The organism is Kitasatospora sp. NPDC088160 (genome assembly GCF_044741445.1).
In the GTDB taxonomy this organism is placed as follows: domain Bacteria; phylum Actinomycetota; class Actinomycetes; order Streptomycetales; family Streptomycetaceae; genus Kitasatospora.
The window spans coordinates 281,764-300,999 of record NZ_JBIUSS010000009.1; the positions used below are offsets into that span (position 1 = coordinate 281,764).

Here is a 19,236-nt window from a genome sequence, read left to right on the forward strand (position 1 = left end):
AGGGGGGCCGCGTCGGCGGTCCCCCTCCTCGGGTGCGGGCGGCTCAGCCGGTGCCGGTGGCGAGTTCGATCTCGTCGGGGTCCGGCGCGGCCGGGGGCGCGGGGTGGGCGGGGGGCTTGGGGCGGCGCCCGAAGAGTTCGGCCGGGGTGGGCATCCGGTGCGGGCGGGGCGGGTTCTGGGGGGCGGTGGGCCGCTCGGCGGGGGAGTCGGTGCTGCTCATCGTGATCCGTCCTCCAACAGGGGTGGGGAGACTGCTCGGGGGTGCGGCGGGGCTCGGTACGACGACGAGGTGGCGGGGCTGCCCGGTGGTGAGGGCGAGCCGCTCGCGGACGGCGGCCTCGGCCAGCGCGTGGCAGCGGCCGGCCAGCCGGGAGCGGCGGGCGCGTTCGCCGTGGCCGCACGGCTGGCGGGTCAGCCCGCGCAGCGCGGTGAGGTCCTCCGGGCCGGGCAGGTAGCCGTCGGTCACGGCTTCCTCCAGGCGTTCCAGGTAGCCGGGGGCGCTGCCGGGCAGGGCCGCCCGGTAGCGCCCGAGGTCGGCGAGCAGGAAGGCGCGCAGCCGGCCGCCCTCCTGGACGGCCTCGTCGATCGCCTCGGTCAGACGCAGCGCGTCCTGGACGTCCTCCGCCCACAGCTCGGCGCCCGGGCCGGCGAACACCGGACGGTCGGGGAGCTGGAGGTGGACGGGGACGGCGGGGTGCAGGGCTTGGGCGAGGGCGCGGCGCAGCACGCGGACTTCGTCGGCGCTGAAGGCCATGCCGCCGCGCGATCCGTGTGGCGTAGGCATGGGCTGACACTACGTGAGGAATATCCGATTTGTCGGTAGCGTCGCGCCGACGCCCCACGTTCGGCCCGGCGGAATCGGCCGCGGGAGTGGGGGAGGACGCGCGTCGGCGCCCCCCGGACGGACCGGGGGGCGCCGACGGTGGGCCCCGGGGGCCGGTCAGGCCGGGCGGTTGCGCTCGAAGACCAGGCGCAGGCCGATCAGGGTGAGCCAGGGCTCGTGGACGTCGATGGTGGAGGCCTCGCCGAGGACCAGGGGGGCCAGGCCGCCGGTGGCGATCACCTGGACGTCGTCCGGGTCCTTGGACAGCTCCTTGGCCATCCGGTCGACCAGGCCGTCGACCTGGCCCGCGAAGCCGTACAGGATGCCGGACTGCATGCCCTCGACGGTGTTCTTGCCGATCACGTTGCGGGGCCGGGCCAACTCGATCTTGCGCAGCTGGGCGCCGCGGACACCGAGCGCCTCCACCGAGATCTCGATGCCGGGGGCGATCGCGCCGCCCACGTAGTCGCCGCGGGCGTTGACGGCGTCGAAGGTGGTGGCGGTGCCGAAGTCGACCACGATGCACGGGCCGCCGTACAGGTGGTTGGCGGCCAGGGCGTTGACGATCCGGTCGGCGCCGACCTCCTTGGGGTTGTCCATCAGGACGTGCACCCCGGTCTTCACGCCGGGCTCCACGATCACCGCGGGGACGTCGCCGTAGTAGCGGCGGGTCACCTCACGGAGCTCGTGGAGCACGGCGGGAACGGACGAGCAGATCGCCAGGCCCTCCACCGTGGCCTCCCGGACTGCGGTGTGGTTGCCCATCAACCCCTGTAGCAGCACTGCCAGTTCATCGGCCGTGCGGCGCGAATCGGTCGAGATCCGCCAATGTTCCACCACGTCCTCGCCGTCGAACAGGCCGAGCGTGGTCTGGGTGTTGCCGACGTCGATGGTGAGGAGCATGGGGCGCTTTCTGCGAGTCGGGACGAGAGGTCAGGCGCGCAGGTCGAGGCCGATGTCCAGGATCGGCGAGGAGTGGGTGAGCGCGCCCACCGCCAGGTAGTCGACACCAGTCTGGGCGACCTCGCGCGCGGTGGCCAGGGTCAGGCCGCCGGAGGCCTCCAGCTTCGCCCGGCCGGCCACCAGCTCGACGGCCTCCTTCAGCTGCGGGACGGTGAAGTTGTCCAGCAGGATCAGGTCGGCCCCGGCCGCCAGTACCGGCGGGATCTGCTCCAGGGTGTCGACCTCGATCTCGACCGGCAGGTCGGGGTAGGCGGCCTTGACGGCCCGGAAGGCCTCGGCGACGCCGCCGGCCGCGACCACGTGGTTGTCCTTGACCAGGGCGGCGTCGGACAGGGCCATCCGGTGGTTGGCGCCGCCGCCGCAGCGCACCGCGAACTTCTCCAGCGCGCGCAGGCCCGGGGTGGTCTTGCGGGTGTCCCGGACGACGGCGCCGGTGCCCTCCAGGGCGTCGGCCCAGGCGCGGGTCGCGGTGGCGATGCCGGACAGGTGGCAGAGCAGGTTGAGCGCGCTGCGCTCGGCGGTGAGCAGGTCGCGGGTGCGGGAGCGGACCGACAGCAGGACCTGGCCGGCCTCGACCCGGTCGCCGTCCTGGACGTGCCGCTCGACCTCGAACTCCTCCTCGCAGATCAGCGAGACGACCGCCTCGGCGATCCGCAGGCCGGCCACCACGCCGGCCTGGCGGGCGGTGAAGTCGGCGGTGGCGACGGCCTCGGCGGGCACGGTGGCCACCGAGGTGACGTCCTCGCCGCCGGCCAGGTCCTCGGCCAGTGCCAGGGTGGCGATGTCCTCGACCTCGATCGGGTCCAGTCCGGCCTGCTCCAGGAGCTCGGCCAGCTGCGGGTCCAGGCCGGTCTCGTAGCCCTCGCCGTCCCCGCAGGCGCAGCCGTCGCCGCAGCCGCCCTGGGCGTCGGCCAGGGGGAGTTCCTCGTGGGAGTGGGTCATGGTTCTACTGCTCCTCAGGGGTGCTGACGGGGCCGCCGGAGGCGGTGAGGGTGGTGATCAGGTGGCGCCGCCAGTGGGCGTCGTCGCGCTCGGGGAAGTCCTCGCGCCAGTGGCAGCCGCGGGTCTCCTCGCGCTGCGCGGCGGCCGCGACCAGCGCGGTGGCGACCAGCAGCAGGTTGGCGGCCTCCCAGGTCTCCACCCGCGGGTCGGCGGGCTTCTCCTCGGCGACGTGCGCGTGGGCCTGCTCGGTGAGCAGGGCCAGCCCGGCGGCGGTGCCGGCCATCGTGGCGGCCGAGCGCAGCACGCCCGCGCCGCGCGACATCAGCCGCTGGATCTCGGCGCGCGACTCGGGGGCGGGCAGCGGCACCGGCCGTGCGGCGCGGGCGGCGGCGACGTCCACGGCGCGCTCGGGCAGTGCGCCGCGGCGGTGGCGGTCGGCGAGGTCGGCGGCGATCCGCTCGGCGAAGACCAGGCCCTCCAGCAGCGAGTTGGAGGCCAGCCGGTTGGCGCCGTGCACCCCGGTGCAGGCGACCTCGCCGCAGGCGTACAGGCCGGGGACGCTGGTGCGGCCGTGCCGGTCGGTGCGGATGCCGCCGGAGGCGTAGTGCGCGGCCGGGGCGACCGGGATCGGCTCGGTGACCGGGTCGATGCCGTGCGCGCGGCAGGAGGCGAAGATGGTCGGGAAGCGCTGCTGCCACATCTCGGCGCCGAAGTGCCGCCCGTCCAGGTACATGTGCTCGGCGCCCTGCTCCTGCATGCGCCGGGTGATCGCCTTGGCGACGATGTCGCGCGGGGCCAGTTCGGCCAGCTCGTGCTGCCCGAGCATGAAGCGGGTGCCGTGCGCGTCCACCAGGTGGGCGCCCTCGCCGCGGACCGCCTCGGAGACCAGCGGCTGCTGGCCCTCGGCCTCCGGGCCGAGCCAGAGCACGGTCGGGTGGAACTGGACGAACTCCAGGTCGGTGACGGCGGCGCCGGCCCGCAGGGCGAGCGCCACGCCGTCACCGGTGGAGACCGCCGGGTTGGTGGTGGCGGAGAAGACCTGGCCCATGCCGCCGGTGGCGAGGACCACCGCGCGGGCCCGGACGGCGCCGACGCCGTCGCGCTGGCCCTCGCCCATCACGTGCAGGGTGAGGCCGGCGGCGTGCCCGTCGGCGTCGGTGAGCAGGTCGAGGACGAGGGCGTGCTCGATCAGCTCGACGCCGGGGTCGTTGCGGACGGCTTCCACCAGGGCGCGCGATATCTCGGCGCCGGTGGCGTCCCCGCCGGCGTGCGCGATCCGGCGGCGGTGGTGGCCGCCCTCGCGGGTGAGCAGGATCTCGCCGTCGGCGCCGCGGTCGAAGGCGGCGCCGACGGCGATCAGCCGGCGGACGGCGTCCGGGCCCTCGGTGACCAGGGTGCGCACGGCCTCCTCGTCACAGATCCCGGCGCCGGCCACCAGGGTGTCGTCCAGGTGCTGCTCGGGGGTGTCGCCCTCGCCCAGGGCGGCCGCGATGCCGCCCTGGGCCCAGCGGGTGGAGCCGTCGTCCAGCATCGCCTTGGTGACCACCATGGTCCGCAGGCCGGCCTTGCGGGCGTTGAGGGCGACGGTGAGGCCGGCCACCCCGGAGCCGACCACGACCACGTCGGTGGTGGCGGTCCAGCCGGGAGCCGGGGCGGTGAGGCGGTGCGTGGCGGACATGGCGTCAGTGGCTCCTTCAGCGCGCGGCGGTCGGGGCCGCGCCGTTGCCGTCACCGTACGCCCCGTCGCCGCGGAGCAGTCCGGTGCCCTCCGGGGCCTCGGCGGGGTCGCCGCCCAGGCCGGTGATCCGGTTCCGCTCGTCCACGAAGACGATGCTCGGTTCGTAGCCCTTGGCCTCGGCCGTGTCCATCTGCCCGTAGGCGATGAGTATGACCAGGTCGCCGGGGTGGACCAGGCGAGCGGCGGCGCCGTTGATGCCGATCACGCCGGAGCCGCGCGGGCCGGCGATGGTGTAGGTCTCCAGCCGGGCCCCGTTGTCGATGTCGACGATGTGGACCAGCTCGCCGGGGAGCAGGTCGGCGGCGTCGAGCAGGTCCTCGTCCACCGTGACGGAGCCGACGTAGTGCAGGTCGGCCTGGGTCACGGTGGCCCGGTGGATCTTGGACTTGAGCATGGTGCGGAGCATTGCGGGTCACGCCTCCTGTGAGTGCATGCCTGAAAGGGGAGCTCTTGCCGAACGGTTCCGTGCCGGGTGGCCGGTTGCCTAGCGGCAGATGACGTGGACGTTGTCGATCAGGCGGGTGGAACCCACCTTCGCGGCGACGGCCAGCACCGCCGCGCCCTGGAAGTCGTCCGCCGCTTCGCTGAAGTCGTGCGGGTCGATCAGGGCGAGGTAGTCGAGGGTGATGCCTTCGGCCGCGTCCAGGACGGCCGAGGCGGCCTCGCGGACGGCCTTCGGGCCCTGGGCGGCGGCGTCCCGGCCGGCGAACAGCGCCTTGGAGAGGGCGAGGGCCTGCTCGCGCTCGTCGGTGGAGAGGTAGCGGTTGCGCGAGGAGCGCGCCAGCCCGTCCTCCTCGCGGGCGGTCGGCACCCCGACCACCTCGACGTCGAAGTCCAGGTCGGCGACCATCCGCTGGATGATCGCGAGCTGCTGCGCGTCCTTCTCGCCGAAGAACGCGAAGTCCGGGTCGGTGATGTGCAGCAGCTTGGCGACGACGGTCAGCACGCCGTCGAAGTGGCCGGGGCGGGTGGCGCCCTCGAAGCGCTCGCCCATCGGGCCGGCCGACAGGCGCACCTGCGGCCGGCCGTTCGGGTACACCTCGTCGACGGAGGGCGCGAACACCACGTCGGCGCCGTTCTCCTCGGCCAGCTTCACGTCCTCGTCCAGGCTGCGCGGGTAGCGCTCCAGGTCCTCGGCCGGGCCGAACTGCAGCGGGTTGACGAAGACCGTCACCGCCACCCGGCCCTCCTGGCCGACCTGCTTGCGGGCGGCCCGGATCAGCGCGGCGTGGCCCTCGTGCAGCGCGCCCATGGTCATCACGACGGCGTTGTCGACCGGGCGCTCGTCCGGCCAGAACGCGGCCTCGAAGTCGTCCACGGTGCGGGTGACGACGGCCCGGTGGACCTTCGGCGCCCGCTGGGTCCTGACCGGCTGCTTTCCGCGTGCCATTAGCGATTCTCCTCGTTCAGTACGTCCAGCAGCGCCGCCGCCGACGCTTCGTCGATCGTCCCGTTGGCGAGCGCCCGCTGCGCGGTGGCGCGGGCCATCGCCCGGTAGGCCGCCGGGATGTCCGGGGACACCGTACTGAGCTGCGCCAGGTGGCGCCGCACGGTGCCCGCGTCGCCCCGGGCGACCGGGCCGGTGAGGGCCGCGTCGCCGGAGCGCAGGCTGTTGTCCAGGGCGGCGCCGAGCAGCGGGCCGAGCAGCCGGCCGGGCTCGGCGACGCCGGCCGTGCGCAGCAGGTCCATCGCCTGCGCGACCAGGGTGACCAGGTGGTTCGCGCCGTGCGCGAGGGCCGTGTGGTAGAGCGGGCGGACCTGCTCCGGCACCCACTCCGGCTCGCCGCCCATCTCCACCACCAGCGCCTCGGCGACCGGCCGCAGCTCCTCGGGGGCGGTCACCCCGAACGGGCAGCCGGCCAGCCGGTCCAGGTCGACGGAGGTGCCGGTGAAGGTCATCGCCGGGTGCAGCGCCAGCGGCAGTGCCCCGGCCAGGGTGGCGGGCTCCAGGATGCCGACGCCGTGCGCGCCGGAGGTGTGCACCAGCAGCTGCCCGGGGCGGACGGCGCCGGTCGCGACGAGGCCGGCCACCAGGTCGGCCAGCGTGTCGTCCGGCACGGTGAGCAGCACCAGGTCGGCGGCGGCCAGCACCTGCGGCGGGGTGACGATCCGCACCCCCGGCAGCAGCGCCTCGGCGCGGCGGCGGGAGGTGGCGGACACCCCGGAGGCGGCGACCACGGTGTGCCCGGCGAGTTGCAGGGCGGCGCCCAGCGCCGGGCCGACCCGGCCGGTGCCGACCACGCCGACGGCCAGCCGGGCCGGGCGGTTGCCGGGGTCGGTCGGGTCGTCGGCGTAGCCCGGGTAGCTCGGGTCGTTCAGGTGGCTCGGATCGCCGAAGCCGTCGGCGAGCGGGGCGAACCCGCCGTCGGCGGCGTGGTCGGCACTGTCGGACGTGTTCACGGCCCGGCCCTCGTCCTTAGCTCCTCGTTCCGGTCCTCTTCGGGTACCGGACGTACCGGCCCATTCTACGGGCGCTCAGCCGGTCCTCCACGGGGTGCTCCACGGGATGCCCGGGGATGCCCGGGGGCGCTCAGTCCGTCGCCCCGGCCCGGATCAGCCCGGCCTCGTAGGCGAGCACCACGGCCTGGACCCGGTCGCGCAGGCCGAGCTTGGCGAGGATCCGGCCGACGTGGGTCTTCACGGTGGCCTCGGAGAGCACCAGCCGGGCCGCGATCTCGCCGTTCGACAGCCCCTGGGCGACCAGCAGGAACACCTCCCGCTCCCGCTCGGTCAGCGGCCCGAGGGCGTCCGCGCCGGGCGCGCTCTGCGGAGTCGGCAGCACCTCGGCGAAGCGGTCGATCATGCGGCGGGTGGTGGTCGGCGCGACCACCGCGTCCCCGCCGTGCACCGCGCGGATCGCGGCCACCAGCTCGGTCGGCGGGACGTCCTTGAGCAGGAAGCCGCTGGCGCCGGCCTTGAGCGCGGCGAAGGCGTACTCGTCCAGGTCGAAGGTGGTCAGGATGAGCACGTGCGGGGCGTTGGGCACGGGGCTGCCGTCCTCGGCCAGGCAGATCCGGCGGGTGGTCTGCACCCCGTCCAGGCGCGGCATCCGCACGTCCATCAGGATCACGTCCACCTCGGTGTGCCGCAGCTGCTCCAGGGCCCGGGCGCCGTCGCCGGCCTCGGCGACGATCTCGATGTCGCCCTGCGACTGCAGGATCATCCGGAAACCGGTGCGCAGCAGTTCCTGGTCGTCGACCAGCATCACGCGGATGGTCAAGGTGGCTCCTTCGGGGGGCGTCGGGGGGACCGGGGGGTTAGTGGGCCGCCTTGAGCGGCAGGATGGCGCGGATCCGGAAGCCGCCGCCGGGGCGGGGGCCCACGTCGAGGCTGCCGCTGACCATGCCGACCCGCTCGCGCATGCCGATCAGGCCGTGGCCGAGGCCGTCCGTGCCGCCGGTGGCCAGTTGCTCGTCGGTGCTGCCGCGGCCGTCGTCCTCGACGAGGACGGCCAGCTCGCGCTCGCCGAAGTCGACCGCGACCCGGGCGTGCACGTCGGGGCCGCCGTGCTTGCGGACGTTGGTCAGCGCCTCCTGGACGATCCGGTAGACCGTCAGCTCGACGCCGCGCGGCAGCTCGCGCGGATGCCCGGAGGTCGCGTAGTCCACCTGAAGCCCGGCCGTGCGGACCTGCTCCAGCAGCTCCGGCAGTTCCTCGACGCCCGGCTGCGGCACGTACTCCTCGGCGGTGTCGGCGGTGCGCAGCACGCCCAGCAGGCGGCGCATCTCGACCAGCGCCTGCCGGCCGGTGGACGCGATCGTGCCGAGCGCCTCCTTCGCCTGCTGCGGCGAGTTGTCGAGCACGTACGCGGCGCCGTCGGCCTGGACGATCATCACCGAGACGTTGTGCGCGACCACGTCGTGCAGCTCGCGGGCGATCCGGGCGCGCTCGGCGGCCACCGCCACCTTGGACTGGGCGTCCCGCTCGCGCTCCAGCCGGGCGGCGCGGTCCTCCAGCTCGGTCAGGTAGGCCCGGCGCACCCTGGTCAGCCGCCCCCACGCCCAGCACAGGATGAACGGGGTGCTCATCAGCAGCGTGATCAGCGCCGCCTCGCCGAAGGAGTACGGGCGGGTGTGGAAGTCCCCGGCGCCGTTGGAGACCGTCTTCAGCGGGTGGAGCTGCCAGAACACCAGGGGCCCGGCGGCCAGCCCGGCGACCAGCGCCAGCCGGGACGTCCACTTCTGGCCGAAGGCGGCGCCGGTGTACGCGAACACCAGGTAGGCGATGGAGGAGGCGGCCGGGAGGACGTCGGCGGCCACCTGGCCGAGGCCCAGGCCGGTGGCGGCGGCCACGGTGACGTCGGGGAAGCGTCGGCGGAAGACCATGAGCGCGGGCAGCAGCACCGCGATCAGGATCTGTGCGTCGAAGCGCCAGCCGTCGCTGGAACTGTCGTTCGGCAGCAGGCTGGCGAAGAGCACCATCGCAGCCCAGGCGGCGTCGACCACCACGGGGTGACGGCGGAGCCAGGCGTTGAGTCGATGCACGTCTCCAGCCTAGGCAGTCACCTGGCGTGTTCAGGTCCGCCGGTAGGGCGATCCGTCCTACTCCGTAGGTCGGAGACGCACCGTACCGGTGGGGAGGGCGCGCCCGGCTCCGGGTAGCGTCCCGCGCTATGACTTGGATGCGGTGGGCGCCCGCCATGGAGCAGGCCCTGTACGACCCGGACGGCGGCTTCTACCGCAGGCCGGAGGGCCCCGCCGGGCACTTCCGCACCTCGGTGCACGCCTCGCCGAGGTTCGCCCGCGCGGTGGCCCGGCTGCTACTGGAGGTTGACGCCGCCCTGGGCCGTCCGGAGGAGCTGGCCCTCGTCGACGTCGGGGCCGGACGCGGCGAACTGCTCACCGGGGTGCTGGCCGAACTGCCCGGCGAGGTGCTGGCGCGGCTGCGCCCGTACGGCGTGGAGATCGCGCGGCGCCCGGCGGGCCTGCCGTCCACAGCCCTGTGGACGGACGAGGTGCCGCGCGGCCTCACCGGGCTGCTGTTCGCCAACGAATGGCTGGACAACGTGCCGCTGGACGTCGGCGAGGTCGACGAGGACGGGGTGCTGCGCTACTGGGAGGTGGACACCGCGACCGGCGGGGAACGGCTCGGCGGGCCCGCCTCGGCGGCCGACGCGGCCTGGGCCGAGCGCTGGTGGCCGGTCGGGCACCCCGGGGACTTCGTGGAGTTCGGCGGCCCCCGGGACGCCGCCTGGGCGCGGGCCGTCGCCGGGCTGGAGCGCGGCCTGGCCGTCGCCGTCGACTACGGGCACACCGCCGACCGGCGCCCGCTGTTCGGCACCCTCACCGGCTTCCGGGGCGGCCGCGAGGTGTCGCCGGTGCCGGACGGCTCCTGCGACGTCACCGCGCACGTCGCCCTGGACTCCGCGGCGGCGCCCGGCCTCCACAGCCTGTGGACAACCCAGCGGGACGCCCTGCGCGCCCTCGGCGTGAGCGGCGCCCGGCCGCCGCTCGCGCTCGCCTCCACCGACCCGGCCGGCTACCTGCGGGCGCTCGGCGGGGCCGGCGAGGGCGCCGAACTGACCGACCCGGCCGGGCTCGGCGCCTTCGGCTGGCTCGCCCAGGCCGTCCGCATGCCGGTACCGGAGGCCCTGGCCGCCCTGCCGGGGTGGCAGACTCTGACCTCATGAGGGAGACCACGGTCGGCATCGGGGCGGGAGCCGAGAACTTCACCGGCGAGGCGGGCACCACCGACATGGTGCTCAACATCGGCCCGCAGCACCCCGCCACGCACGGCGTGCTGCGACTGCGGCTGGTGCTCGACGGCGAGCGGATCATCACCGCCGAGCCGGTGATCGGCTACATGCACCGGGGCGCGGAGAAGCTGTTCGAGGCCCGCGACTACCGGCAGATCATCATGCTGGCCAACCGGCACGACTGGCTCTCCGCCTTCGGCAACGAGCTCGGCGTCGTCCTCGGCGTCGAGCGGATGCTCGGCATGGAGGTGCCCGAGCGGGCGGTGTGGATCCGCACCCTGCTCGCCGAACTCAACCGGGTGCTCAATCACCTGATGTTCCTCGGCTCCTACCCGCTGGAACTCGGCGGCATCACCCCGATCTTCCACGCCTTCACCGCCCGCGAGGACCTCCAGCACGTCCTGGAGGAGGCCTCCGGCGGGCGCATGCACTACATGTTCAACCGGGTCGGCGGCCTCAAGGAGGACATCCCGGCCGGCTGGCTCGGCCGCGTCCGCACCGCCGTCGCCACCGTCCGCTCCCAGCTGCCGGTCTTCGAGGACCTCGTCCTCGGCAACGAGATCTTCCGTGCCCGCACCGCCGGCGTCGGCGCCCTCACCCGGGCCCAGGCCGAGGCGTACGGCGTCAGCGGGCCGATCGCCCGCGCCAGCGGCCTCGATTTCGACCTGCGCCGCGACGAGCCCTACCTCGCGTACGGCTCCGACGAACTGCGGCAGGTGCTCACCGTGGTCACCCGCGAGGAGGGCGACTGCCTGGCCCGGTTCGAGTGCCTGCTGGAGCAGACCCTCAACTCGCTGGACCTCGCCGACGCCTGCCTCGACAAGATCGCCACCCTGCCGCCCGGCCCGGTCAACCAGCGGCTGCCCAAGGTGCTCAAGGCCCCCGAGGGCAGCACCTACTCCTGGACCGAGAACCCGCTCGGCATCAACGGCTACTACCTGGTCTCGCGCGGCGACAAGACGCCGTGGCGGCTCAAGCTGCGCTCGGCGTCCTTCAACAACGTCCAGGCGCTGACCGAGCTGCTGCCCGGGACGCTGGTCGCGGACATGGTGGCGATCCTCGGGTCGATGTTCTTCGTCGTCGGGGACATCGACAAGTAGGGCCCGGCCCTTCGCGGGCCGGGCCCGCGCGGGCCCGGTGCTTCCCGGGCTCAGCCCTTCTTCGGCCGCTTGGCCGGGTCGGCCGGGTGCGGGGCCACCTTGCGGTCGCCCTTGGTGGCGATCCGCTCCGCGCACAGGCCGGCCAGCACGTCGTACGCCGCCCTGCCCATCAGCTCGGTCAGCTCGGGGCGGTAGCTGACGTACACCGGGTCCGGCCCCTGGTGCGCCGCCGGGCTGCCCGTGCACCACCAGTGCAGGTCGTGGCCGCCCGGGCCCCAGCCGCGGCGGTCGTACTCGCCGATCGAGACCTGGAGGTAGCGGGTGTCGTCCGGCCGGTCGATCCAGTCGTAGGTGCGGCGGACCGGCAGCTGCCAGCAGACGTCCGGCTTCGTCTCCAGCGGCTCCCGGCCCTCCTTGAGCGCCAGCGCGTGCAGCGCGCAGCCGGCGCCGCCCGCGAAGCCGGGGCTGTTCACGAAGATGCAGGCCCCGTTCACCCGGCGGGTCTGGCGGTCGCCGTCCTCGTCGAGCATGGTGACGCCGCCGTCGGACGTGATCCGGCCCGCGGCGTCGGTGCCGTGCGCGAAGTTCTCCCACAGCTCGGGCGTCAGCCGCTTCGCGTGGCCGAGGACGCGCTTCTCGTCGTCCTCGTCCGAGTAGTGCGCGCCCAGCGTGCAGCAGCCGTCCGACTCGCCGCGGCCCTCGCGGATGCCGTGGCAGCCCTGGCCGAAGACGCAACCCCAGCGGGAGGTCAGCCAGGTGAGGTCGCAGCGGAACACCTGCTCCTCGTCGTCGGGGTCGGCGAACTCGACCCAGGCGCGCGGGAAGTCGAGCGGGACCTCGTCACGGGGGATCCCGCCGAGCGGGGCCTCGCCGCGCAGGGTCGGCATCGCCAGGTCGACGGGGGCGGGGGAGGCCTTGGACTTCTTCTTGGACGTTTCTGCTGGTGCCACCCGGCAAGGGTAGAGCCTTCGGGGCGGCCTGCCCGGACCCGTCCGGGTGATCCGGGGTGCGCCGCGGCGCCGGTGGCGGCCGGCCGACCGCAGGCTGGAGGGAACCGGGCGGCACTGTCGGGTTGTCAGATCAGTTTGATGATCTCGCGTTGACCCGTATTGGATGCCCTGGAACACCCCGGATCACCACTGGAGCACCGAGCCGTGACCGCCTCGCCCCGCGCCGCCCAGACGGCCGTCCTCGCCGCCCTCGCGGTCCTGGCCGCCGGGTGCGCCTCCGCGCCCGCGCTGCGGGCCCGGTCGGCCGCCGCCGCTCCGCTGTGCGACGCCCCGGTGGTGATCGGCCACCGGGGCGCCCCGCGCAACGCCCCCGAGAACACCATGGCCTCCTTCGAGACCGCCCTCGACCAGGGCGCCGACTGGCTGGAGACCGACGTCCAGACCACCAGGGACGGCGTCCCGGTGCTGATGCACGACCCCACGGTGGACCGCACCACCAACGGCAAGGGCGCCATCGCCGACCTGACCGCCGCCCAGATCGCCGCCCTGCGGGTGACCGTCGGCCCCGGCCCCACCGAGCCCGTCCCCACCCTCCAGGAACTGCTCAAGCGCCTCTCCGACAGCAACGCCACCCTGCTGATGGAGATCAAGTGGCAGCGCGCCGAGGACGTCACCCGGATCGCCCGGATCGCCGCCGCCAGCGGTGCCCGGGTCGTCCTCTACTCGTTCTCGGCGGAGCACCTGCGCCAGGCCCACGCCGCCGCGCCCGCCCTGCCGGTCGTGCTGATCCAGGGCTCCGCCATCGCCGAGGACCCGGGTGACCTGCCGCTGCGCGGCATCGCTCTGGACGCGGCGCTGGCCAGCGCCTCCCGGATCGCCGCCGAGCGCAAGGCGGGCCGCGAGGTGTACGTCTGGACGCTCGACGACGAGGAGTCCTGGCAGCTGATGTCGGCCCGGGACGCCGACGGCCTGATCACCGACACCCCGGGCCGGGCCCGCCGCTGGGTGGACACCAACTGCCGCCCCGAGCGCCGGGCCGGACCGCGCGGCCACTGACGCGTCCGGTCGCCGGAGGCGGGGTACGGCCGGGACCGGTGTGAAGACGGTCGAGACCGGTTTCGCCCGGGGCCGGATCGCGTAGCGTGGAGAGTTATGCGACTCGGTGTACTCGACGTAGGTTCCAACACCGTCCACTTCCTCGTGGTGGACGCCCATCCGGGTGCCGCCCCGCTGCCCGCGTACTCGCACAAGGCCGAACTGCGGCTGGCCGAACTGCTCGACGGCGACGGCGCGATAAGCGAGGCAGGCGTCGAGCGGCTGGTCGGCCACATCGCCTCGTCGCTGCGGGTCGCGGAGGACAAGGGGGTCGTCGACATCCTGCCGTTCGCCACCTCCGCCGTCCGGGAGGCCGCCAACGGCGAGGAGGTGCTGCGCCGGGTCGCCACGGAGACCGGGGTGGAGCTGCGGGTGCTGTCCGGGCAGGACGAGGCCCGGCTCACGTTCCTGGCCGTCCGGCGCTGGTTCGGCTGGTCCTCGGGCCGACTGCTCAACCTGGACATCGGCGGCGGCTCGCTGGAGATCGCCTGCGGCCTGGACGAGCAGCCCGACGTCGCCTGCTCGCTGCCGCTGGGCGCCGGCCGGCTCACCGCCCGCTGGCTGCCCGGCGACGTCGCCGACCCGGACGGGCTGCGCGGGCTGAGACGCCACATCCGGGCCGAGATGGCCACCGTCGCGGGCGAGGTCGCCCGGCTCGGCGCGCCGCAGCACGCCGTCGCCACCTCCAAGACCTTCAAGCAGCTGGCCCGGATGACCGGCGCCGCCCCCGCCGACGCCGGCCCGTACGCCGACCGTCGGCTCACCCGCAGCGGGCTGTCCGCCTGGCTGCCGCGACTGTCCTCGATGACCGTCGAGGAGCGGGCGCGGATCCCCGGCGTCTCCGAGGGCCGCGCCAAGCAGTTGCTGGCCGGGGCGCTGGTCGCGGACGCCGCGATGGACCTGTTCGGCCTCGACGAGCTGGACGTCTGCCCGTGGGCGCTGCGCGAGGGCATCATCCTGCGCCGCCTGGACGCCATGGACGGCTCCGCCGACCGCCGCCGCCCGGCCCTCACCCCGTAGGGCCCCCGCGCCGCAGGGCTCCACACCGTCGGCCCCATGGCCCGTCCGGCGGCTCCCGCCGGGGCCGGCCGGGGATCCGGTCCCGTTCGGAGCGCGGTCCGCTTACGCTGTCTCCCGTGGCGCAACCAGCGGGCGAGGACGGGACGCGGGAGGGCCGCGCTCCCGGGGACGGGCAGCCGCGGCCGGACGGCCCGCGCCGCAAACTCGGCAAGGCCGTCAAGGGCGCCACCGGGGCGCAGGCCGCGAAGGCCGTCGAGGCGGCCCGGCGCACCGGGCGCAAGAGCGCCGCGCGCAAGGCCACCGAGAAGCCGTCCGCGCCCGAGGCGAAGCAGCCCGCGGGAGGCGCGTCCGAGGCGAAGACGCCCGCCGGGACGAAGTCTGTCGGGACGAAGTCCGAAGTGAGCAAGCCCGCCGGGACGAAGCCCGCGGGGACGAAGCCCGAAGCGAGGAAGTCCGGAACGCGGAAGGCCGCCGCGACCGCTGCCCCCCGGGAGACCCGCACCGCCCGGGCCGCCGGCGCCGCCAAGGCCGCCGTCCAGTCGGTGCGCTCGGTCAAGGCCGCCCGCCGCGACGCCGCCCGCCCGCCGCTGCTGCGGACCACCGACCGGCTGGTGCTGCCCTCGCACCCGGCCCTGCACATTCCCGACACCAAGGTGGTCCTGTCCACCGCGTCGGTGTACCCGGCGGGCACCGCCGTCGCCTTCGAGCTGGCCGCCAAGCTCGGCTACGACGGGGTCGAGGTGATGGTCTGGAACGACCCGGTCAGCCAGGACATCGAGGCCCTGCGCCGTCTCTCCGACGCCCACCAACTGCCGATCCTGGCCGTGCACGCGCCGTGTCTGCTGATCACCCAGCGGGTGTGGACCACCGACCCGTGGACCAAGCTGGTCCGGGCCCGGGCGGCGGCCGAGAAGCTCGGTGCGAGCGCCGTCGTGGTCCACCCGCCGTTCCGCTGGCAGCGCCAGTACGCCCGGGACTTCGTGACGGGCATCAACCGGATGGCGGGCGAGACCGACGTCCGCTTCGCGGTGGAGAACATGTACCCGTGGCGCTACCGCGACCGCGAGGTGCTGGCCTACGCCCCGGGCTGGGACGTCACCGACGAGGAGTACCGGCACTTCACCATCGACCTCTCGCACGTCGCCACCTCCCGGATCGACGCGTTCGCCATGGTCGAGCGGATGGGCGACCGGCTCGCCCACATCCACCTCGCCGACGGCAGCGGCTCCGGCAAGGACGAGCACCTGATCCCGGGCCGTGGCAAGCAGCCCTGCGCCGAACTGCTGGAGCACCTGGCCCGTACCGGTTTCGACGGCCACGTGGTGCTGGAGGTCAACACCCGCCGCTCCGCGTCCCCCGCCGAACGCGAGGCCGACCTGGCCGAGGCGCTCGCCTTCACCCGCTTGCACCTGGCCACCCCCTCGCGCGTACGCTGAGGAACCGCGCCCGGCTGGGTGCGAACTTCCTTGCTTAAGGGGAGAGATGACGGACCAACAGGACTTCCGGGAGATCGCCGAGAGCTTCGGCGGAGTCGCCGCCGAGTACGACCGGGCCCGCCCCGGCTACCCGGACGGGCTGTTCGAGGCGCTGGAGCGGTTGTCCGGTCGCAGCCTCAAGGGGGCCCGGGTGCTGGACGTCGGCGCCGGCACCGGCATCGCCACCCGGCTGCTGGCCGCGCGCGGCGCCGACGTCGTCGCGGTGGAGCCCAACGCGGGCATGGCCGCCCAGTTCCTGGCCTCCTCGGCGGGCCTGCCGCTGGTCAGGGCCGGCGGTGACGAACTGCCGTTCCACGACGACTCCGCGGATCTGATCAGCTACGCCCAGTCCTTCCACTGGACCCGCACCGAACGGGCCATCCCCGAGGCGATCCGGGTGCTGCGGCCCGGCGGCGCCCTCGCCGTCTGGTGGAACGTGCACGACGAGACCGTGCCCTGGGTCCGGGCCCGGGTGGAGCGGCTGAGCGCCGCGCTGCCCAGCTACCACGGCTACGGCCGGATCGCCGAGTTCACCGCCCTGCTGGCCCCGGCCGGGCTGAGGGTCGAACGCGCGGTGCTGCGCTGGGAGCGGCGGATCACCGTCGACCACGTGCTCGACGACCTGGTCTCCCGCTCGTTCATGGCAGCGCTCTCCCCCGCCGAGCGCGAACCGGTGCTGGCCGTCGAGCGGCAGGCGATGATCGCCGAGTTCCCGGACGGCCGGGTGGTCGAGCCCTACGTCCTGGAACTGGCGGTGGGGATCACCCCGGCCTGACCCGCGCCCGGACGGCCCGCGCCCCGCCTGACCCGCACCCCGCCTGACCCGCACCTCGGCCCGACCCGCGCCCGGACGGCCCGCCCGCGTGACCGCATCGCGGACGGACCGTCCGCCGCCTGGACGGCGGGCGTAGGCTCGGTAGCCACAGCGGCCCCCGCATCCTCCTACCGGCGGGGCGCCGGCGAGAGCCCCGAAGGAGTGGAGCACAGTGCCCGAGCTGAGGTCCCGTACGGTCACCCACGGTCGCAACATGGCAGGCGCCCGGGCGCTTCTCCGGGCCGCCGGCGTAGCCCGCGAGGACTTCGGCAAGCCGATCATCGCGGTCGCCAACTCCTTCACCGAGTTCGTCCCGGGCCACACCCACCTCCAGCCGGTCGGCCGGATCGTCTCCGAGGCGATCAAGCAGGCGGGCGGCATTCCGCGCGAGTTCAACACCATCGCCGTGGACGACGGCATCGCGATGGGCCACGGCGGCATGCTCTACTCGCTGCCCTCGCGCGACCTGATCGCCGACTCGGTCGAGTACATGGTCAACGCGCACTGCGCCGACGCGCTGATCTGCATCTCCAACTGCGACAAGATCACCCCGGGCATGCTGATGGCCGCGCTGCGCCTGAACATCCCGACCGTCTTCGTCTCCGGCGGCCCGATGGAGGCCGGCAAGGCCACCCTCGTCGACGGCACCGTGCGCAGGCTCGACCTGATCGACGCGATCTCCCAGGCGGCCAACGAGAACGTCTCCGACGAGGACATCGCGATCATCGAGGAGAACGCCTGCCCCACCTGCGGCTCGTGCTCCGGCATGTTCACCGCCAACTCGATGAACTGCCTCACCGAGGCCATCGGCCTCTCGCTGCCCGGCAACGGCTCCGTCCTCGCCACCCACACCGCCCGCAAGGCCCTGTACGAGCGGGCCGGGCGGACGGTCGTCGAGATCGCCGACCGCCACTACGGCCAGGACGACGCCTCGGTGCTGCCCCGCGCGATCGCCACCCGCGCCGCCTTCGAGAACGCCATGGCCCTGGACATCGCCATGGGCGGCTCGACCAACACCATCCTGCACCTGCTCGCCGCCGCCCAGGAGGCCGAGCTGGACTTCGACCTGCGGGCCATCGACGCCGTCTCCCGCCGGGTCCCCTGCCTGTCCAAGGTCGCGCCCAACGGCTCGTACTACATGGAGGACGTGCACCGGGCCGGCGGCATCCCCGCCATCCTCGGCGAGCTGTACCGCGGCGGAATGCTCAACGAGGACGTCCACACCGTCCACTCCGACTCGCTCGCCGAGTGGCTCAAGACCTGGGACGTGCGCGGCGGTTCGCCCTCCGCCGAGGCCGTCGAACTGTGGCACGCCGCCCCCGGCTGCGTCCGCTCCGCCGAGGCCTTCTCCCAGTCGGAGCGCTGGGAGTCGCTGGACACCGACGCCGCCGGGGGCTGCATCCGCAGCGTCGAGCACGCCTACTCGATCGAGGGCGGCCTCGCCGTCCTGCACGGCAACCTCGCCGAGGACGGCTGCATCGTGAAGACCGCCGGCGTCGACGAGTCGATCTGGACCTTCAGCGGCCCGGCCGTGGTCGTCGAGTCCCAGGACGACGCCGTCGAGGCGATCCTCGCCAAGCGGGTCAAGGAGGGCGACGTCGTCGTCATCCGCTACGAGGGCCCCAAGGGCGGCCCGGGCATGCAGGAGATGCTCTACCCGACGTCCTTCCTCAAGGGCCGCGGCCTCGGCAAGGCCTGCGCGCTGGTCACCGACGGCCGCTTCTCCGGCGGCACCTCCGGCCTGTCCATCGGCCACGCCTCCCCGGAGGCCGCCTCCGGCGGCACCATCGCCCTGGTCGAGGACGGCGACACCATCGCCATCGACATCCCGGGCCGGAGCATCTCCCTGGAGGTGCCCGACGAGGTCCTGGCCGAGCGCCGCCGCGCCCTGGAGGCCGCGGGCGGCTACCGCCCGAAGAACCGCGACCGCCAGGTCAGCCAGGCCCTGCGCGCGTACGCCGCGATGGCCACCTCCGCCGACAAGGGCGCCGTCCGCGACGTCACCAAGCTCGGCTGAGTCCCGCAGCACCGCAGGAGCCGTCCCGCAGGCCGGGGCGGCTCCTCGCGCGTTGGGTGATAATCGACCCCGTGAGCGAGCAGCCCCCCACCCCCGCACCCAAGCCCGCCGGCGCCCCCGAGCCGGAGCCGATCCGCTGGTTCGGCACCAGCTGGGTGAACCGGGACAACGGCTACTGGCTGCGCCGCGTCGCCGTGTCGGCCGGCGCGCTGGTCACGACCGCCGCCGCCGTCCTGCTGCTGCGCTTCGGCGTCGAGGGCGTCGCCCTCTCCGACGGCGGCGGCTTCCTGAACGGGCTGCTGACGGCCGCGATCGCGGTCTGCTCGATGATGTGCGTCATGCGCACCTGGAAGGTCCTCACCGAGGGCAAGGACCAGTTGAGCGGCTGGATGGCCGAGGACAAGTCGCTCGGCGCGGTCTGGCTTATCGGCGGCGCCGGCAGCCTGGCCGCCTACTTCGCCCGCAGCCTGGTCGAGGCCCCCGGTGAGGCGGTCAGGCGCTCCTCGTACGAGCGGGCCGTCGCCCAGTACGAGAAGCGCCAGGCGGGCCGCAGCGGCCGGCCCGGCGCCAAGGCGCCGGGCCGGGGCAAGCGCCGGGGCTGAGC

Annotated in this window: 18 protein-coding genes; 8 read left to right on the top strand and 10 right to left on the bottom strand. The window is 74.3% G+C overall.

Annotated features, from left to right (window positions below):
• Nucleotides 1-43: 43 nt before the first annotated feature.
• From ACIOGZ_RS16420 to ACIOGZ_RS16460, 9 genes are all read right to left on the bottom strand, one after another.
• Nucleotides 44-784, bottom strand: coding sequence for a hypothetical protein (locus ACIOGZ_RS16420; RefSeq protein WP_363589008.1), 741 nt, complete (start codon nt 782-784; stop codon nt 44-46).
• A gap of 156 nt (nt 785-940) precedes the next feature.
• Nucleotides 941-1,726: a type III pantothenate kinase gene (locus tag ACIOGZ_RS16425; RefSeq protein WP_363589006.1), complete on the bottom strand. Its 786-nt coding sequence runs from the start codon at nt 1,724-1,726 to the stop codon at nt 941-943.
• Nucleotides 1,727-1,756: 30 nt separating this feature from the next.
• Entirely contained in the window at nt 1,757-2,728 is a 972-nt protein-coding gene (gene nadC, locus ACIOGZ_RS16430; RefSeq protein WP_063348830.1) for a carboxylating nicotinate-nucleotide diphosphorylase, read from the bottom strand.
• A gap of 4 nt (nt 2,729-2,732) precedes the next feature.
• Nucleotides 2,733-4,406 carry an L-aspartate oxidase gene (locus ACIOGZ_RS16435; RefSeq protein WP_363617793.1) on the bottom strand — a complete coding sequence of 558 codons (1,674 nt, stop codon included), beginning with the start codon at nt 4,404-4,406 and terminating at the stop codon, nt 2,733-2,735.
• Between the two features lie 16 nt (nt 4,407-4,422).
• Nucleotides 4,423-4,872 carry an aspartate 1-decarboxylase gene (gene panD / locus ACIOGZ_RS16440; protein WP_363587738.1) on the bottom strand — a complete coding sequence of 150 codons (450 nt, stop codon included), beginning with the start codon at nt 4,870-4,872 and terminating at the stop codon, nt 4,423-4,425.
• 78 nt (nt 4,873-4,950) lie between these two features.
• Nucleotides 4,951-5,856 carry a pantoate--beta-alanine ligase gene (panC, locus tag ACIOGZ_RS16445; protein ID WP_363587740.1) on the bottom strand — a complete coding sequence of 302 codons (906 nt, stop codon included), beginning with the start codon at nt 5,854-5,856 and terminating at the stop codon, nt 4,951-4,953.
• Nucleotides 5,856-6,785, bottom strand: a complete 930-nt coding sequence (locus ACIOGZ_RS16450; protein WP_363587795.1) for a DUF2520 domain-containing protein — start codon at nt 6,783-6,785, stop codon at nt 5,856-5,858. Before ACIOGZ_RS16450 ends, panC begins: the two co-directional genes overlap by 1 nt.
• A 211-nt stretch (nt 6,786-6,996) precedes the next feature.
• On the bottom strand, nt 6,997-7,686 hold the full coding sequence (locus ACIOGZ_RS16455; RefSeq protein WP_350878413.1) for a response regulator transcription factor: 690 nt from the start codon (nt 7,684-7,686) through the stop codon (nt 6,997-6,999).
• Between the two features lie 37 nt (nt 7,687-7,723).
• Nucleotides 7,724-8,950, bottom strand: a complete 1,227-nt coding sequence (locus ACIOGZ_RS16460; protein ID WP_363587743.1) for a sensor histidine kinase — start codon at nt 8,948-8,950, stop codon at nt 7,724-7,726.
• A 128-nt stretch (nt 8,951-9,078) separates the two neighbouring features.
• Between ACIOGZ_RS16460 and ACIOGZ_RS16465 the strand changes: the two genes are divergently transcribed.
• On the top strand, nt 9,079-10,095 hold the full coding sequence (locus ACIOGZ_RS16465) for an SAM-dependent methyltransferase (protein ID WP_363587745.1): 1,017 nt from the start codon (nt 9,079-9,081) through the stop codon (nt 10,093-10,095).
• Complete coding sequence (locus ACIOGZ_RS16470) at nt 10,092-11,261, top strand: NADH-quinone oxidoreductase subunit D (RefSeq protein WP_363587747.1); 1,170 nt, start codon at nt 10,092-10,094, stop codon at nt 11,259-11,261. The genes ACIOGZ_RS16465 and ACIOGZ_RS16470 overlap by 4 nt, the downstream gene beginning before the upstream one ends.
• Before the next feature lie 50 nt (nt 11,262-11,311).
• Here the strand turns inward: ACIOGZ_RS16470 and ACIOGZ_RS16475 are convergent, their stop codons facing one another.
• On the bottom strand, nt 11,312-12,148 hold the full coding sequence (locus ACIOGZ_RS16475) for a hypothetical protein (protein ID WP_363632237.1): 837 nt from the start codon (nt 12,146-12,148) through the stop codon (nt 11,312-11,314).
• Nucleotides 12,149-12,415: 267 nt separating this feature from the next.
• Here ACIOGZ_RS16475 and ACIOGZ_RS16480 point away from each other — a divergent pair, with 267 nt between their 5' ends.
• The 6 genes from ACIOGZ_RS16480 to ACIOGZ_RS16505 all read left to right on the top strand — a co-directional run bounded on the left by ACIOGZ_RS16480 (nt 12,416) and on the right by ACIOGZ_RS16505 (nt 19,234).
• Nucleotides 12,416-13,267: a glycerophosphodiester phosphodiesterase gene (locus ACIOGZ_RS16480; protein ID WP_363587749.1), complete on the top strand. Its 852-nt coding sequence runs from the start codon at nt 12,416-12,418 to the stop codon at nt 13,265-13,267.
• 96 nt (nt 13,268-13,363) lie between these two features.
• Nucleotides 13,364-14,326 (top strand): Ppx/GppA phosphatase family protein, encoded by a 963-nt coding sequence (locus ACIOGZ_RS16485; RefSeq protein WP_363587751.1) that lies wholly within the window; start codon nt 13,364-13,366, stop codon nt 14,324-14,326.
• A 608-nt stretch (nt 14,327-14,934) separates the two neighbouring features.
• Nucleotides 14,935-15,762 carry a sugar phosphate isomerase/epimerase gene (locus ACIOGZ_RS16490; RefSeq protein WP_363587799.1) on the top strand — a complete coding sequence of 276 codons (828 nt, stop codon included), beginning with the start codon at nt 14,935-14,937 and terminating at the stop codon, nt 15,760-15,762.
• Nucleotides 15,763-15,808: 46 nt separating this feature from the next.
• On the top strand, nt 15,809-16,576 hold the full coding sequence (locus ACIOGZ_RS16495) for a class I SAM-dependent methyltransferase (protein WP_400809982.1): 768 nt from the start codon (nt 15,809-15,811) through the stop codon (nt 16,574-16,576).
• Nucleotides 16,577-16,787: 211 nt separating this feature from the next.
• On the top strand, nt 16,788-18,632 hold the full coding sequence (gene ilvD, locus ACIOGZ_RS16500) for a dihydroxy-acid dehydratase (RefSeq protein WP_363587755.1): 1,845 nt from the start codon (nt 16,788-16,790) through the stop codon (nt 18,630-18,632).
• 71 nt (nt 18,633-18,703) lie between these two features.
• Nucleotides 18,704-19,234 (top strand): hypothetical protein, encoded by a 531-nt coding sequence (locus ACIOGZ_RS16505; protein WP_363587757.1) that lies wholly within the window; start codon nt 18,704-18,706, stop codon nt 19,232-19,234.
• Nucleotides 19,235-19,236 lie beyond the last annotated feature (2 nt).